The sequence below is a fragment of the Novosphingobium mathurense genome (assembly GCF_900168325.1).
GTDB lineage: Bacteria > Pseudomonadota > Alphaproteobacteria > Sphingomonadales > Sphingomonadaceae > Novosphingobium > Novosphingobium mathurense.
In genome coordinates, this window is record NZ_FVZE01000012.1 from 1 (window position 1) to 16,072 (window position 16,072).

12 protein-coding genes are annotated in these 16,072 nt (G+C 61.5%); 3 read left to right on the forward strand and 9 right to left on the reverse strand.

Translation table 11 applies throughout. The annotated features are described in order from the left end of the window. Positions 1-256: 256 nt before the first annotated feature. The gene (locus B5483_RS20640; protein ID WP_139384094.1) at positions 257-922 is read right to left on the reverse strand and encodes a hypothetical protein; all 666 of its coding nucleotides are present in this window, start codon (positions 920-922) and stop codon (positions 257-259) included. Between the two features lie 449 nt (positions 923-1,371). Between B5483_RS20640 and B5483_RS22995 the strand changes: the two genes are divergently transcribed. After that, entirely contained in the window at positions 1,372-2,055 is a 684-nt protein-coding gene (locus B5483_RS22995; protein WP_139384095.1) for a hypothetical protein, read from the forward strand. 345 nt (positions 2,056-2,400) lie between these two features. Continuing rightward, positions 2,401-2,715 (forward strand): carboxymuconolactone decarboxylase family protein, encoded by a 315-nt coding sequence (locus B5483_RS20645; RefSeq protein WP_139384096.1) that lies wholly within the window; start codon positions 2,401-2,403, stop codon positions 2,713-2,715. Between the two features lie 77 nt (positions 2,716-2,792). Here B5483_RS20645 and B5483_RS20650 read toward each other — a convergent pair whose 3' ends face one another. The 5 genes from B5483_RS20650 to B5483_RS20670 are packed head-to-tail and all read right to left on the reverse strand — an operon-like array spanning position 2,793 to position 10,563. Beyond that, positions 2,793-4,172 (reverse strand): MmgE/PrpD family protein, encoded by a 1,380-nt coding sequence (locus B5483_RS20650; RefSeq protein WP_079731810.1) that lies wholly within the window; start codon positions 4,170-4,172, stop codon positions 2,793-2,795. 1 nt (position 4,173) lies between these two features. After that, a complete protein-coding gene (locus B5483_RS20655; protein ID WP_245829466.1) occupies positions 4,174-5,709 on the reverse strand; it encodes a tannase/feruloyl esterase family alpha/beta hydrolase in 1,536 nt (511 codons plus the stop codon). Continuing rightward, the gene (locus B5483_RS20660; RefSeq protein WP_245829468.1) at positions 5,709-8,357 is read right to left on the reverse strand and encodes a TonB-dependent receptor; all 2,649 of its coding nucleotides are present in this window, start codon (positions 8,355-8,357) and stop codon (positions 5,709-5,711) included. Before B5483_RS20660 ends, B5483_RS20655 begins: the two co-directional genes overlap by 1 nt. Before the next feature lie 53 nt (positions 8,358-8,410). Beyond that, on the reverse strand, positions 8,411-9,445 hold the full coding sequence (locus B5483_RS20665) for a hypothetical protein (RefSeq protein ID WP_079731811.1): 1,035 nt from the start codon (positions 9,443-9,445) through the stop codon (positions 8,411-8,413). Further along, on the reverse strand, positions 9,442-10,563 hold the full coding sequence (locus B5483_RS20670; protein WP_079731812.1) for a CapA family protein: 1,122 nt from the start codon (positions 10,561-10,563) through the stop codon (positions 9,442-9,444). Before B5483_RS20670 ends, B5483_RS20665 begins: the two co-directional genes overlap by 4 nt. A 160-nt stretch (positions 10,564-10,723) precedes the next feature. On the opposite strand from B5483_RS20670, the gene B5483_RS20675 reads away from it, so the two are divergent. Continuing rightward, positions 10,724-11,704: an alpha/beta hydrolase gene (locus B5483_RS20675; RefSeq protein WP_245829470.1), complete on the forward strand. Its 981-nt coding sequence runs from the start codon at positions 10,724-10,726 to the stop codon at positions 11,702-11,704. Between the two features lie 6 nt (positions 11,705-11,710). Here B5483_RS20675 and B5483_RS20680 read toward each other — a convergent pair whose 3' ends face one another. The 3 genes from B5483_RS20680 to B5483_RS20690 all read right to left on the reverse strand — a co-directional run bounded on the left by B5483_RS20680 (position 11,711) and on the right by B5483_RS20690 (position 15,834). Next, on the reverse strand, positions 11,711-13,006 hold the full coding sequence (locus tag B5483_RS20680) for an alpha/beta fold hydrolase (RefSeq protein ID WP_079731842.1): 1,296 nt from the start codon (positions 13,004-13,006) through the stop codon (positions 11,711-11,713). A 112-nt stretch (positions 13,007-13,118) separates the two neighbouring features. Continuing rightward, positions 13,119-14,180, reverse strand: a complete 1,062-nt coding sequence (locus B5483_RS20685) for an acyltransferase family protein (RefSeq protein WP_245829472.1) — start codon at positions 14,178-14,180, stop codon at positions 13,119-13,121. A gap of 187 nt (positions 14,181-14,367) precedes the next feature. After that, on the reverse strand, positions 14,368-15,834 hold the full coding sequence (locus B5483_RS20690) for a hypothetical protein (RefSeq protein WP_139384097.1): 1,467 nt from the start codon (positions 15,832-15,834) through the stop codon (positions 14,368-14,370). Positions 15,835-16,072: the final 238 nt, after the last annotated feature.

The following is a 16,072-nucleotide window of genomic DNA, read 5'->3' on the forward strand; positions in this document are numbered from 1 at the left end:
ACGACCTGCTGCCATTCAACTTCGAAAGACACGACTGACCCGCCGACGTCGTTGCGGTGGCCTGTCTCGTCCAGCGTCAACTATGATGGCCGCACTGCCTCCGGAAGCAACGTGCTACGAAATGCGCGCTTACTGTGGAGCGAGATTTGGGCGCTGAGGGGCTGCTAAGGGTAGCTAAGTGCGGCGTGCTCGTGGCAGCTAGCGCCACATTCCAGCTCCAAACTAGACGTTCCGCTGCCGGCCCTCACTCACCTAACTAGGCAGGATCGGGCCACTCAGTGGTCATTTGAATATCAAGAATAATCCGATGATATGCGGAGTCCTCAGTGACAGGGCCAGTGTAACCGAGGCCTCGAACTACCGCTTCGCGCTCTAACTGTTCAAATCTACGCAACCGAGGGTCAAAGCTCATACCCGAGATGGTCTCGTTTGGGTCGAACTGGAAATGCTTCAGTTTGCCTTCGTCTACGGTCGGCTCCCGTTTAATACAAATTAATCTAACCTCTTCCTCATGGCGAAAATAATCACGCTTCCAAAGCAGGGAATCAGCTCTCCCCTCGACAGACTGGAAAAACCTTGGCCCCTGCGGGCCCCTCACAACGTTGCCTACCCATTCGTGGATTTGCGCCTCGGACCCATAAAGCGCGCGAGCTATCACGAAGTGATATTTCGCACCGTCTTTGGCCCATTTGGACATGGCCCGCATTAGTCGGCGAGGTGTCGTAGTAACGGTCACACCTTCATTGCGCGGGTCAGTATTCCGCCCTTCAAGCTCATCCAGAAGCACGCGGGAATATGCTCTTAGGAGCGTGTCTGACCCCGGGTTAAATGACCAGCTCTGCGCCCAAGCAGGAGCCAGATAGTGCTCAAGGAAGGTCTGACGAAAATCACACCCAGCCTTCTCATCGCGTAGGCGGGTCATCGCGCAGTTCGCCACCGGGTCTTCTCGGGGGTCCTCCCACAATGAAGGAGATACCAGAGTAAGTTGTCGAAGCCGTAGCGCACGCTGCAGCATCCAAAGAGGGAATATTCGGCGGATAGGTGAATCTAACTCCTCATCTGAGATACGGGCCCTGAGGACTCTTTGGGCACCAATTATCGGTTGAAGATCAACCTCGCCCGCCTCCGCGTTCGACATGAAATCACTCCCCACGTAAAAAACTGACTCATACGTCCAACACCGTCCGACATCCCATAAATGCGCCCCATTTCACCGTTCGCAGCTACTCCACTAATGCCCGAGAGCGGTCATTTATTTTTGACAGCCACCCATTATAGTAATGCAGGGAATAGCTGATCAGATTTCGAGGGGCCGCCATGGAATTGGACTTTTGGGTCAGGCTCTAACTTGCTTGAGGCAAAGGTGGTGTAATGACGGGTCCGATATCTGAAATTGGTCGACGTCGTATTCCGTCTTGGCTGACCGTTAGCATTGCCGTTTCAGGATGGGTGGTCGCTGGCATGCAAATGCTGCTCAATCTTCCGGCGCAATTAAATAGTGCAATGAAGGAAGGGCCGATCGCCGCCGAGAGCCTTGGCGTCTATCTGCCAGTCGACAAGAGGCTCAATGGCGATTGGGCTCTGGTAGAAAAGTGTGAAGTCGATCCATTTGAGGTTGGCGAGCTTACAGACGGCAATTCTGAGGCAGACACTCGCGGTAGCGGGCTAGATTTGACCGTCGAATTTTCCCCAGATGGGGTGACGGGTGAAATATTATCGGGAGGTTTGAGTGATCGAGCTCCATATCCCGAAGCGTTCATGAAGGGGATCGCAGCAGGTGAGTCCGCGCGCCTAAGGGTTTTTGACTGGCGCGAAGGCAAGGCTGTCACATACGCAAACGTGACGCTCGGGCGTAGAAATGATGGCTGTCTTGATTTCCAAGTGGTAAATCAATCTGAAGAATTTTTTCCACAGCATGCATTGCTGATGCGACGTAGTAATGGCTATTTTGATAGCCTCCCCAGAAATGGTGGAATTATTAAAGGTCTAATTGAAAAATCACATAAAAATAAATCCAATGAACGTCGTAAGGTGGAGGAATTTTTAAATAAATAAATAAATTCATTTCGTCAGAAAGTGCAATATATAAATTTCAATTGTGACTTATTGAGTGGGAATCTGAATTTCGCCGATGCAATGGCGGTTGATCGATGCAAGCTTCCCGAAACTTGCCCGTCTGCAACCGGCCAAGCCGGCCTTTCCCACGTACACGCCGGATGTCCGTTACGCCCCCCGACCTCAAGCTGAAAGCCGTTCGCTGAAACTGCCCGATCAGCTGCCGCTTCCCTGACGTGGTGCAGGCCGTTCATGTCTCAACCAGTGTCACATCAGGCAGAGGCATTTACTGCCTCTGCTTCAGCCGGCCAGAGAGGAGGCCGAGTTGTGGATGGAAAATCGAACATGCGCGAACGAATGGCGGCTACCTTTCCCGATTTCATCGATTTCACGCAGAAGAGGCTTTTCGGCGAGATATGGAACCGGGAGGGCCTTAGCCCACGGGACCGAAGCCTGATCACCGTGGCCATGATCTGTGCAAGTTACCAGCCCGCCGCTCTGGACCACCACCTGCAATATGCCGTGCAGAACGGGGTGACCAAATCCGAGCTGAAGGAAGTGAAGATGCATGTCGCCTTCTATGCGGGTTGGCCCAGTGCGGTTTCCGCCATGCAGCACGCCTTGGACTTCCTTGAGGATCGGGAACAGGAAGAGAAGTGATGCGACGGATCCGGTAGGCAGTGTCCTGCCGGCCAGCCTGCGATTTTCGGCAGGTCGCCGCAAGAAGGCTGAGCAGCCTAGGCGAACAGTTGGCCAACGTCCTGGCAGGTCTCGAGCGTAAGGAGGCTGTCCGCAAGGGTGTTGGCGGCATCAGGGGGCAAAGGAACTTCCGCCCGCGCGGCGCAGTCGATGAACTTGTCGACCAGTTGCGCCTCGCTGAGCGGCATCTCCGGGCTGCCGAGCGCCGTCGCGCACGCGGCGGACAATGACCGTCCGTCGGCCAGTTCGATACGGATCGATCCCCCTACCCCCCGCAAATGGGAGCCGCTCTGCCAGTCGGGCACGGCCACGACCTTCCCCGCCAGTGCCAACAGGCAGGGATCGGCAAGCGTAGCGGCGCAAAAGTCGTCGAGCCCCGCCCCTCCCCTCGCGATTGCCAAGGCGACAGTGAAAGGGATGGAGAACTTCGCGTCGATGACGGTTGCGGGCGCCGCCTTGCGCTCTGGCGGCTCGGTCAGCATCCGCTGCACATCGTCTATCCCGACATGGATTGCCCTGATCTCTTCGGGCGTCAGGGCATGCTTGTCGCGAAGGGCCAATGCCATTTCGATGAACGGGTGCGTCCCCCGGCAACTGGGCCAGGGCTTGAAGGTCAGCTCTTCGATGCAGAAGCGCCGCCCCAGATCGCCGGCCAATGCCCGTGGATCGAATTCTCCGCCCGCGTAGAGCGCGAAGAAGCCGGCGGTGCCTTCCAGCGGGCGTTCGAAGCCCGCGACGTCGGCCCGGGCCAACTGGGCCGCCTGGACACTTGCCTGAGCCGGAAAAGCCTCGCGGACGGCGCGAATGACTGTGCCGGCGCTGTGCTTGATCTCGCCCGGCATCGTCACCTGGCACATGGCAAGCGAGATTGCGCTGCGCACTTGCCGGGGCGAGCAGCCAAGCAGCCTGGCGGCACCGACGGCCGCTCCGATGCCGGCAAGGATCGGCGGGGGATACCAACCGCCCGCTTCCATCGGCTTTCGCAGCGCAAGCCCCAGACGGCACGAGACTTCGCAGCCCGCGACAAGCGCCACCAGAAACCGTTCGCCGTCGACCGCCCCCAGGCTCTGCGACAAAGCCAGCAGGGCCGGAACCAGGCTGGCGTTCGGGTGCCCCGGCGCCCGGTCGAAGGCATCCTCGTAATCGAGCGCATGGGCCATCGCTCCATTGGCGAAGGCAGCCATCTGCGGCGACGCCGTCTTCCCTGTACCCAGAAGGCTGCACGGTCCCTCACCGGCGGCAAGGGCGATGAAGGGGCGGACTTCCGGCGACAGCCCGCTGGCGGCAAGCATGACCCCGCTGGCATCGAGCAGGACGCGCCGCGCCGCCGCCACGGTCGTCTCGGGCAGGTCGCCGAAGGCGAGATCCGCAACCCACTGGCACAGCCTGTCGCCGGGATGATCGGGAATGCCCGGCACCCTAAGATCCCATCATGCGTTCGAGAAGCGGATCGTCCACGCACTGCCATGACGAGGCGGAATCGGTCGGTCCCTTGCCATCGTAGCGAGCCGATTGCGGAAAGGGACAAAGCTTGCGCGTGAATGCAGCTTCGCTCCCTGCCTGCCGAGCGGCCACGATGCCGGCAGGTGCATGGCCCCCTTCGACCCAGTGGATCAGGGCCCAAAGCATGTCATGCGAGGGATCGCGATCGTCCGGCACCGGCATCTGGGCGGAGGCGCCGAAGATGTCGGCACCCGGCCCGCCCCAGCAATGGTACATGCCCGGGACCATGAAGAGACGTACCGAGCGCGCAAGCCGTTCCCGTCCGCCATTGGCCTTCGCCAAAGCTGCGTAGAAGTCGATGGTTGGGCCCGCATTGACCGAAGGGTCCTGCCACCCCTGATAGAGGATGGCCTTGCTGCCCGCTTCGATGAACGGCGCAATCGCGACGGAGTCGGCCCGCAATTCGGGCATCTTGCGATTGGCGGCGGCAAGATCCGCGCGGCGGCGGAAGGTCATTTCGTCCCAGTCGGGATCGGCGAAAACGCCGTCCGCCCACATCGCCCGCAGCAAGGGCGACGGAGGACCGGGGCGGGTCCGCACGCCGGGAAACAGGCCCTTGTCCATCGGGTTGCCCTGCTCGTCCGGCATCGGCGCGACGATTGCATCGAGCATGGCAAGCCTGGGCGCGCTCAGGCACGCGCCGGTCTGCCCCGGCCTGCAAAGCAGCGAAACGGTATCGAAGCGACAGGCGGCCGGATTTTCCATGATGCCGTCGCGCACGCCGTCCAGACCGTCGCATTGCTGCGTGACGCGGGTCTCGTAGAGTTGCCAGTCGGCATTGGTCAGCGCCGCTTCTGGCCGCCGTTTCTGTTCCAGTGCAAACCACAGCATCCGCACCGACTGCAGCGGCATGTAGGGACCCGGCGCCCCGGCAATCACGCCATCGTAGTCCTGCGGATACGTCTCCATTTCCTTGAGAGCCTGCCGCCCGCCGCCCGAGCACCCGGTGAAGTAGGCCCGATCTGCCGGCCGTCCGTAGAAACGCGCTGTCAACGCCTTGGCAGCGCGCGTCGTGAGATGAATGGCGCGGTGCGTGTAGTCGGTTCGCGCCTTCGCATCGGCCATCCAGTGCGCCTGCCCCGCCTTGTGGCCGCTATCGGTGCTCACCACCGCGAAGCCCTGCGATATGCGCAGGCTCATGTCGCGGTAGTTGAAGACGCCCGCATCCCCGCCGACGCCGGCCCCCAGCAGGCGCCCGTTCCACTGCGCGGGAAGCCAGAGTTCGAAGCCGATATTGCCTTCGATTCGCCCCTCTACCCGGCAAAGCGGGACCTTGACCGGTACCGGCGTGTAGAAGGTTTCCTGCCGGGGCATCCAATCCGGAGCCGGATCTATCGACACCGCCGCGTCCACCGTCACCGCTCCGTGCGAGCCACGCAGGCTCGCACAGCTATCCGCCTGCGGAGAACCTGCCGCAGCCAGAAAGAGGGAAAGGAGGGACGCGAAGGGCATCAGAACTTCACCCCGGCGGTCATGGAGATCAGCCTCGGGATGGGGTTCGCCGACTGCGGATCGTATCCCCGCTGGGTGTCGACGAAGGGGGGATCGCGGTCGAACAGGTTGCGCACGTCAAGGCCGACATGGAAGGTGCTCGTTACGTCGACGCCGAGATTGATGTCGAACGTGTCGTAGGAGGAGACCTGCTGGACCGGGGTGACGGTGGTGTTCTCGTAACCGTCGAGGTGGTTCCAGACGATGCGGGCGCTGAACTTGCCGAAGCGGGCGCCAAGATCGGCCTGCGAGCGGAACTTCTGGGGGAAGTTGATCGTGCCGCGCACGCCTGTCAGCGCCGCGCCGGGCACCGATTGGAAGTCGTACTTGGTGAAGTAGGTTCCTTGCGCGCTTGCATCGAATTCGACCGCACCGATCGTCCAGTCGAGATAGAGGCCGAAGTCCAGCCCGGCGACCACCGACCGCCCGAGATTCTGGCGCCGGCCATCGGCAATGAAGGTCACGTTGGTTTCATCGATAGGCGCGTTGATCGGCAGGCCCGAAGCGATCAGGTCCTGCACTTGCGCTGCCGTCGGGTTCAGGATGACGAACGAACTGTACAGCGGGTTGGTCAGCAGTCCGGGCGTGCCCCTGAGCGCCTGGATCTGGTTCTTGTAGTCGATGTGGAAATAGGTGAGCGTCGCGCGCACGCCGCGCACCGGAGCGATATCCCCGCCCACCGACCACGTCGTTGCGGTTTCGGGCTTGAGGTCCGGATTGCCGCCGGCAATGCCGATACCGCGCTGGTTGCCGTTCGCCCCCGGGAGCAGGTCGTAATAGAGACCGGCACCGCCCGCGACGGTCGACACTTCGGTGAAGGTGGGCGCCCTGAACGAGGTGCCGTAGCTGCCCCGGATCGTGACGGCATCCACGGGCTTGTAGGTCAGGCCGATCTTGGGGTTCGAGGTGTGGCCGAAATCGCTGTACTTCTCGTAGCGGCCCGCGAGCGATAGCGACAGCTGTTCGATACCGGACATGGCGTTGCCTGCGCCCACGATGGGTACGAACAGCTCGCCGAACACCGCCTTCACATTGCGCGATCCGCCATCTGCAATATGCGCGGCCGCAACGCTCGAACCGATCTCAAGGTCGGTGAAGGTATATTCCTTGCGGTACTCGGCACCTACCGCCAGCCTTGCAGCGCCGCCGGGCAGTTCGAAAAGCGATCCGTCCATCTGCGCATTGACCACGTCGAGCCGCGTCTTGCCGGTGATGACGAACAGGCGATCGCGGATCGCCGCGATGGTCGCGGGATTGTTCGGTCCTCCGAACACGTTGAGGGCGGTCGCCGGATCGGTGTCGGCAAGCGCTGCGGCCAAGGCGCCCGAATTGATCCCGAGCCTGCGATCGGCGACGTCCTCGGATTCGCCGTGCGCATAGTAGACCGTGGCGCGCCAGTCTCCGAACGGCCTGGCTTCAATGCCGCCCATCAGGTTCCATGACGAGCCATGGTAGGGATTGAAGTCCGGCCCGACGCTCGGCACCAGCGAATAGGCGACGCTGACGGAACTTGCTCCGGCGACGGGCGAAACGAAGAAGGGATTGGTGCTCGGCACCGTGGCGTTGATCGTGTTCACCCCGGCAATCGTGCCGTCGCGGTAGGAATAGAACCCGTCGGCGAACAGGCGAATGTCCGGCGTCAGGTCCTGCGAGATGTTGCCGACCACGTTGTAGCGGTTCTGCTTGGGGATCACCGTGTCCTGCGCGTTGAGGAAACACCTGTTCGACGTGCCGGGCACGAGTGTGCCGACATTGGCCGAGGTGAGCCCGCCTTCCGGGATCGCATAAGTGTTGCCCCCGAGCGAAAGCGTACCCGGGTCGCAGTTGGTCGTGCGCAGGTCCCGCCCGCCACGATAGCGGTTGTCGTCCTGGTACCAGTCGAGGTCGGTGCCTCTCAGCGCGGAATTGTGCGTGAACTCGGCCGCGATCATGGCCGAGCCGCCATTCCACGTCTTGCCGATGATCCCCGCTATCTGTTGCTCGTCGTAGTTGCTGTCGCTGATCCCGAGGCGTCCGCGCATTTCGACGCCGTCGAAGTTCTTGCGCATGATGAAATTGACCACGCCCGCAATCGCATCCGACCCATAGATTGCCGAGGCCCCGTCCGCGACGACTTCGACGCGCTCCAGCGCGATTGCCGGAAGGACCGACGGGTCGGTGTACTGGCCCTGCGTTCCCTGCGGCGGGAAACGCTTGCCGTCGTACAACAGCAACGTCGCATTGGTGCTGATCCCGCGAAGGTTGATGCCTGCACCGCGCGTCGCATTGGCAGCGCCATTCTGCGCAGTGCCGCCATTGCGATTGGCACCGAGCGAAACCACCTGCGGAACACGGCGCAGCAGGTCGTTGGTCGAGGTGACAGGCTCCCGGGCAATCTCGTCGGTGCCGATCGCAATGACGTTCGAGCCGACCGGAGCGACGCCGCGGATGCGGCTGCCCGTGACGATGATCGCTTCGATCTCCTTGTCGTCGGGCGCCTTATTTATGACAGCGCTTGCATTACCGGCCGAATTTTCACCGTCCTGAGCCCGCGCAGGAGCAGCCAGAGATGCCATCACCGCACTTGCGGAAACGCAGGCAGCCAGCCTTTTCGCGACAGTAAGCTTCATTTTCCCTCTCCCCTTTTTGCAAGCCGGACCCGCACCGATCCGGCTATCGGCTTTCAGTTCGTTTCCGCTCTGGCTCTCATGACCGATACGGACAGTCGCGGTGCGACAGACAAGAGAACGATCGCTCCGATCAGGATTCCCGCGCCCACGAGTTCGGCCAGACGCGCCGAAGGCAGGCCGAAGAACGCGGCAAGCAGGATCGTGCCGCCAACCCCCGCGACGAGGCTCGCCGCGCGTTCCAGCGGGACGCAATAGGCATTCTCGCGCGGATCGAGCAGGATGATGATGGAGATGACGGAAATGACCGTCAGGCTGGCGCCGATGAAGGCAAGCGACCAGATGGCCGGATCGCTCCAGATCCGGACGAAGCCCCAGGCCAGTTCACCCGACTGCCCGCCTATGCCTGAGGCGGACAGCAGGCCCAGCGCCACGACCGACAGGGGCAGCGCAATCATCTTTTCCTCGACGAAGTAGCGCCTGACCGAAGCCGGATCGCCGCTCTTGGCGATCTTGGTCATGACCGTGAGGCGGATGAAGTAGCCCAGGGTGTAAAGCACTATCGTCACGATCGCGATCGGCGGCAGCTTCAGTCCGCCGCGGTCGGCGAGCGTGATGAACAACGCAAGCAGGACCATGGCAAGGGCGGTCCAGCTCCACCAGCGCACGCGGCGGCCGAACATGATGTCAACCAGCGGCGCGATAACCAGGATGTCGCCGCGCATAAGCAGCTGGATGAACGGGATGCTGACCCCCTGAAAGGTAAAGGACAGGGGGACGGTGAACAGGATCAGCGCGGTTCCGATGCCCGACAGCAGCGTATAGCGCGTCGGTGCCGGCACGCGGACCTTGCCGATCGTGACGGCGTTCGCATCGCGGTGCCAGCCCGAAAGCCAGATAAAGGCATACGTCAGCACCATGCTGATGATGAGCGAGGCAGGCAGCGTCTCGAGACCCGTAAGCGGCCGCGTCATGTTGCCGTGCGGCACGGACGTGACGTACTTGGTGACCATCACGTTGGGCAGGTAGCTCAGCAGGTAGAGCATGACCCACGCTTCGAGCGGGACCGAAAGCAGGGGACTGCGCTTCATGCCACGCCCTCTATCTCGACGATGTCGCCCACGATCCGGTAGCGCGCATTGAGGCCCGCTTCCTCGGTCACGGCCCGCATGTAGTCGAGCGTCTGCGCGAACTCGTCGCTGCCCGATGCGGTAAACCGGGGAACCGCGTCACGGCCGATGTAGAGCGGCTGAAACCCTGCCCTCGTCATCCTGCCGTCCGCGATTTCGATCCGCGCGACCATGCCGAGCCGCGAAGCCGTCGGGAAATTGTAGAGACCTTCGAAGTCCGGCTCCCACTCTTCCGCCAGGACGCGGATCTCGTTCCAGCTCTTGGAAGCGGCATGCGCCTCGTCCATGCGCAGGTCGGTGGCGAAGTTCGAGAGCGAATAGAATACGGGCTTGCCGTCGATCACCTCGCACCCCTTGAGGATGTGCGCATGTCCGCCAAAGATCGCATCCGCCCCGGCGGCAATGGCCGCCCGGGCGACATCGCGCTGATAATCGGCGATTTCGGCGCGCACGAAATGGATACCCCAGTGCTGCGAGACGAAGACAAGGTCGGCCTCGGCTTTCGCGGCGCGAATATCCGCTTCCATCGCGGCCAGATCCTCGCGATGCGGATATGTGTGGATGCGGGCCGGGGTGCCCGGCTGATCGTGCTCGATCTGTTCGTAGACGGTGAAGGCCCGCATCGGCGCGCAACCGGGCCGGCGTTCATCCGCCCAATACCCTTGCGGCAGAATACTGGAATAGGCGAGCACGGCAATACGTGTGCCATCGCCCAGCGTGAACATTGCCGGGCTGCGGGCCTCGCCGATATCCTTGCCTGCCCCGACGACGCAGATCCCTGCGGAATCGAGGTTGGCGCGGGTTTCGAAGAACGCTTCGGCGCCCCAGTCCATGCAATGGTTGCCCGCCATCGAAATGCAATTGAAGCCCGCCCGCGCCAGCGCAGCCGCGCCGTCAGGCCTTGCCAGCACGGCATGGCGAGCCTGCGGAAGCCGCGTTCCGCGCTCGGCAAAACTGGTTTCCAGCTGGCCGAAGGTAACATCGGCTGCCTGCAATGCATCGCGTGTCGCCACGAAGCTTTCATCGTAAACCTCGCGATCCATCGCGAGGTCTCCGGTGGCGAGGAAAAGCTGCGTCATGAATGACCGCGAGCAGCCAGAGCCGCGACCTTGATGGCTGAGCGCATGAACATGCGGACCTCTCCCCTCTCATGACGATTGTAATGAATTATAGCTATGCTACATCTCTACGCAAGCGCTTGCAAGGCGCAATTGGCCCTCTGGAAGTTGGAGTATTTCAATGCTTTCGACACGCAAAGCCGCTTTCGTTGCCCTGTTTCTCGCAACCGGCATCACGGTTGCCGCAAGAGCGCAGGAAGGGGCAAACCCCAGTCCCGCCGACATGGCGGCGGCCCAGGCGAAGCGTGACGCGATCCCCGATACGGCAGGCGACGGCCCCTTCCCCGCGATCATGGAGACCGACCCTTCGCTCCCCGGCCATGTCATTTACCGGCCCAAGGATCTTTCAGCGATGGGAGGCCGGAAACTGGCGGTTCTTGCGTGGGGCAACGGCGGCTGTTCGGACGATGGAGCCAGTGCGCGGCTCCATCTCGCCGAAATCGCCTCCTACGGCTATCTGGTGATCGCGCCGGGCGAATGGCGCAGCGGCCCGCAGGCCACGGCTACCCGCAAGCCCTTCCGCGGCGCCGGCGCCGATGGCCAGTTGCCGCCGCCTGCCACGACCGCTGCAGATGTCCGCGCCGGAATCGACTGGGCAATTGCCCAGAACGGCAAGTCGGACAGCCCTTATTCCGGCCGCATCGCGATCGACCAGATAGCCGTGGCAGGCCACAGTTGCGGTGGCCTGCAGGCCATAGAACTGGCCCCCGATCCCCGCGTGAAGACGGTCATGATCAACAATTCGGGCATCTTCAACAACGGGGTCCAAGCCATTGCAGGCCTGCACGTCGACAAGGCCATGCTCGACAGGTTCCACACGCCGACGCTCTACATCCTGGGTGGGCCGACCGATATCGCCTATGCCAACGGAGTGGATGACTTCTCCCGGATTGAAAAGGTGCCCGCAATCCTGCTCAACCTGCCGGTAGGCCACGGAGGCACATTCTTCGAACCGATGGGCGGCGCGGTCGCTCACGTCGCGGTCGACTGGCTCGAATGGCAGCTGCGCGGGGACAGGTCAGCGGCACGGACGTTCAAGGGTCAGAACTGCCGCCTGTGCAGCGGAACCGACTGGACAATCGAGAAGAAGCGGATCGACTGACCCCGGCTAGTCGCAGCTGCGGCCGCGAAAACACGCTCGCAGCATCGGCGGCGGATCGTAGGATATGAAAGGCGCGCGCGAGTGCGGCCACCGTCCCGTGTCGAGCCGGCTTTCCAGTCTATCCAGCGATGCCAGTATCTCGTCCTGCGAAAAGGCACAGTGCCCGCTGCGTCGCACGTAGAGCGACTGGACCATGGTGCCGGGCGCGACTTCGCCATAGGCGCTCTGCAGCGAAGGGGACGTCATGCCATCCCCGATCGCCTGAACGGCAAGGAGCGGCACGCGCGGTTTCGCATCCGGTGTGTAGTGCGCCATCATATAACTGACGGCAGCAGGCTTCGCAGAAATCCTCTTGGCACTTGCCAGTCGCGAAAGGTCCTCATCGAGGCTGAGGCCAGCGCTGCGGTAGAGGCCTTCCACCAATGCGGCACGTCCGGATCGTTCAAGCTGACGGCGATAATCGACGCCGGTGTTCCAGGAGAACGGTCCCCCGGCACGGGCCTCCTGATCTTCCCGAGGCAGCATCACGCCCATGGCGAATGCATTCGCGATCTCGTCGACTTGCGCCTCGAAGTCGTCGGCAGACGGCTCCGGGCTGTCAGGCCCCGTCCATCCGGGGATACCGGCCAACACTCCTGCCAGCGCTATGCGCGCCCTGCCCTGGGCCGACTTGCGCGCCTGCGCGACGGCTGCAGCAACGCGGCGGCCGTTGGCCATGTCGTCCTTCACGCCGACCAACTGGATTCCTGCGTCCGGGGCAACCAGAGTGCGAAAGGCGAACGCCCCGTCCAGCGCCATGTTCATCATCCCGACGGCACCGCCGATCGAACTGCACAGGGCAAGGGCTCCATCGATGCGCGGCTTGTCCTGTTCGGCCAGAGCGCCGGTTATCAGCCCGCCCATGGACATGCCCCAACCGATCACCCGGCGCGGCTTGCCGTACTGGCGGGCGAAAGCGTCCACCACGAGGGCCTGTGCGGGAACAGCTTGCGCCAATGCCCAACCGCCCGAACCGTAATCCGACCCCGCCAGAGCATATCCACGCTCCAGCAGCGGCTCGACCACGCGCTCCGGAGCCGCTTCAGGCGCGCCCGACTTCCTCGCATAGCCCCGGCTCCAAACCAGCAGGGTGCCGTTCCAGCGCTCCGGAACCCGGACAGACCACAGGACATCGCCTCCCAGCGGCGCTGCAGTGACTGACGCCTTCTCGGCGAGAACCGGCGAACCGACGGAGGTCGCGCATGCGGCCTGCGATACGGCGATGACGGCGCAACTCAGCCAACGCAGGTATCCGAAAGCCATGAACTTCTCCATTTGCCGACGCAGACGAACGTATGTCCCCGCTGGAACATGCGCAAGCGCTTACATCGGTCAACGGATCTGGCTGTCTCCAAGGCAGGGTGAAGATCAACTCTCAAGCTGAATGCGCGTTATGTGGACCGGCCCCTGCAGTTTCGTGCCCTTCAATCGGAAGCGGTGTCATCGAAGCCATGACTTCGGACTGCGCCATCGGCCCTCTGCTTCGCCGCAAACGGTTCACCGCTCGATCGACGAGGACGGAAAGAATGAAAGAGGCCGGGATTGCGAGGAATACCGACAACCCGGAAATCGACATGAGTGTCATCACCGGCACGTGAACCGCATACAATGGAAAGGAAATTCCGCCCAACTTGGTGGCGACGACCGGAGGCTCCCACTTCAATGCAGCCGCCATCATGGCAGGGCACAAAATCAGAATGAAAACCAGGTCGATGAATATGTTGTGATAGCCGCTCAGCTCCGTCCCAATGAAGACCGCGGGCATCGTAAGAAATGCGACCGGAGCCGGAATGCCGATCGGGGGCGTATCCTTCCAGATGCGATAGAGCACGATGCCGAGTGGATAGCTCATCAGGACCCGGGGCAATCCGCCCGCGAAACCAAATGCTCCCATACCGTCGATGCGCAGGATCGGCGCAGTCAAACCCCTGCAAATGAATATGGCACCCATTGCGAAGACGCAGAAAAGCAGCAGTCCTGTCCTTACCCGCCAGAACAGCACGGCATGCATGAGGTTCGCGACCAGCTCATAGAAGATCGACCACGCCGCCACATTGTAAGGATATGGTGCCCAGGCAGCCCAATAAGGCAGAAGCGCCATGTTAACTACAAATGCGAAGGCCGCGGTTTCGGTCAGGCCCATGCCTGTCAAAGCATCTGGTATGCCGAGCAGGAAAGCGAATGCCATGACAGGCCATAGCCGCACATAGCGAAGGAACAGAAACTTGCCCGCCCCCAGTCCGGCAGCGAGACGGCCTTCATAGGTCCTGGCCATGACGTAACCGGACAACATGAAGAAGAAATCGACCGCAAGGTAGGCATTGTTCGACGTCATGCCGAGGCTGACAATTCCGATGTGGTGGAGCAAAACGCTCACAGCCGCGATGCCGCGCAGAGCATCAAGTCCATTGAGCCGCTTCATTGCCCAGAGCTTCATGGACGGCGCCGAATAGGCAATTTAATTTATTGTAAGCGAGCCGTCACGAAGCTCCTCAGAACTTTGATCTTCTCGTCAAAGCCATACTAAACGACGGGTCTCAGCGGAGACATGCTACGGCCTCGAGACTACCCACGAAGCAACGCCCAATTGGGTTGCGCAACAAGCGGGTAAGCCGTGGCCTACCCTAGTGACAATCACCGAACACACCAATCGCAGCCTCATCACCTCGTTCATGCAGTGTGATGGCCCCGACGCGGTGGCAGTTTGCAGCAATGTACGACCACACGCGCTCGGTCGCATACCGGTTTACCGGTTCATTGCGTGGGCTAAGCGCCGTGACCACTACTCCCGGTCGTCCCGCCAGAATGCGATCGACCTCGTGATCGGTCTCCAGATGGCTCACGTTGCGCTCGATCTCGGAATTGAGGTGCTGGGGGAAGACGAGTGGCGAGAGAAAGCGCTCGCCGGTCATCGCGTAAAGCCATGACGGCCCGTCGAAGACCAACATGCCTCTTCCCCGATCGTGCGCCTGAGCAAGTTGGGAGAGCTGTGCCATTTCCGTCCTGGCCTGCCGGCTCAAAGTGAAGTTCGTGGGGTCATACCATAAGGCATAGACCGCTATCAGTGCGGCAAAACCGATACGCCCTGCCCCTCCGCGAGCGAAAGCCAAACCGGCAGCAACGCTGAGCGGCACCAATAACGGAAGCGCATAATGCGCAAAAAAGGACAGCAGCACCAGCAACCCTACCGTTGCCGCCATGAGCCATCCCCCCAAGAAGATCAGCAGAGGCCGTTCGTTTCGAATGGCGACAAGCCCCCATAGGGCCAGCAAGACCACAGGGCCGATCCGCATTGCAAGGGCAAAGCTCAGGAAGGACAACTGCTCAGGTGGTCTGACCTGCTTTGTCAGCGAAGACGTGACCATTGCATGCCACCATTCGTCACCATGGCCGATCGTCAGGTAGGCTGCGCCGATGGCAAGCGTCGGAATGGCGCCCAACAGCATCCAGCGCAGGATCGGCCCGATCATGGCCCTGCGGTGACCTTGGCGCCAGAGGCCAAGGGCACACCACAGGCCCAGGAATGCGCCTTCGAACATGGCGGTAGGTTTGATCGCGATAGCCAGACCGCAAAGCGCCATGGCGACATCGATGCGGGAGACCCCCCGGTTGGTGAGCGGCGCTATCCGCTCTCGCCAGACCAGCATGGCCGCCGTCGCAATGAACAGATTGTAGAAAACAGGAGCTTGCCCGCCGAAACCGTTAAATGGTCCCAGAAGGACGAGATAAGCCAGTCCGCCCAACAGTGCGCCCTGAGGCTGCGTGCAATCCCGAAGCAACCGCCAGATAACCCACGCCGTTGCCGCTGCGAACATCGTTGCGCCCAACTGACAGGCAAGCACCGGGTCAGGAAAGAAGGCGAAAATCCAGTAGAGGACGAAAAGGCCGAAGGGCTTGCGATCCCAGACATCGACATAGGGGAGCGCCCCCTCATGCATCCGTTGCCCAACAAGCAGATAGAACTGCTCATCCACGCCGAGATTGGGATTGCCGAAAGTCGAGCAGCGCAAAACCAGCGCAACAAGAGCGAACAAAGCGGCCAGCCAAGCAGCGCGCTTTGGCGACGAGACGGCGCCCACCTCCAACATCATCGTACGCCCGCCTCGCATTTTACCCATTGATTATCGCAAATCCGCAATGGCAGCTTGAAAAGCAAGGGTGAAAACATGGTTGGACCGAAACAAATCAATCGATAAGGTTCGACAGGGAACTAAAGTTAAAATTAACTAAAATTTTGCCTTCGATATACTATTGTCGTGCCAATACGACTTTTCAGGAAGTCGCAGATCGACCGGTACAACTCTCATTCCTGGGACTGCACTGGACGAT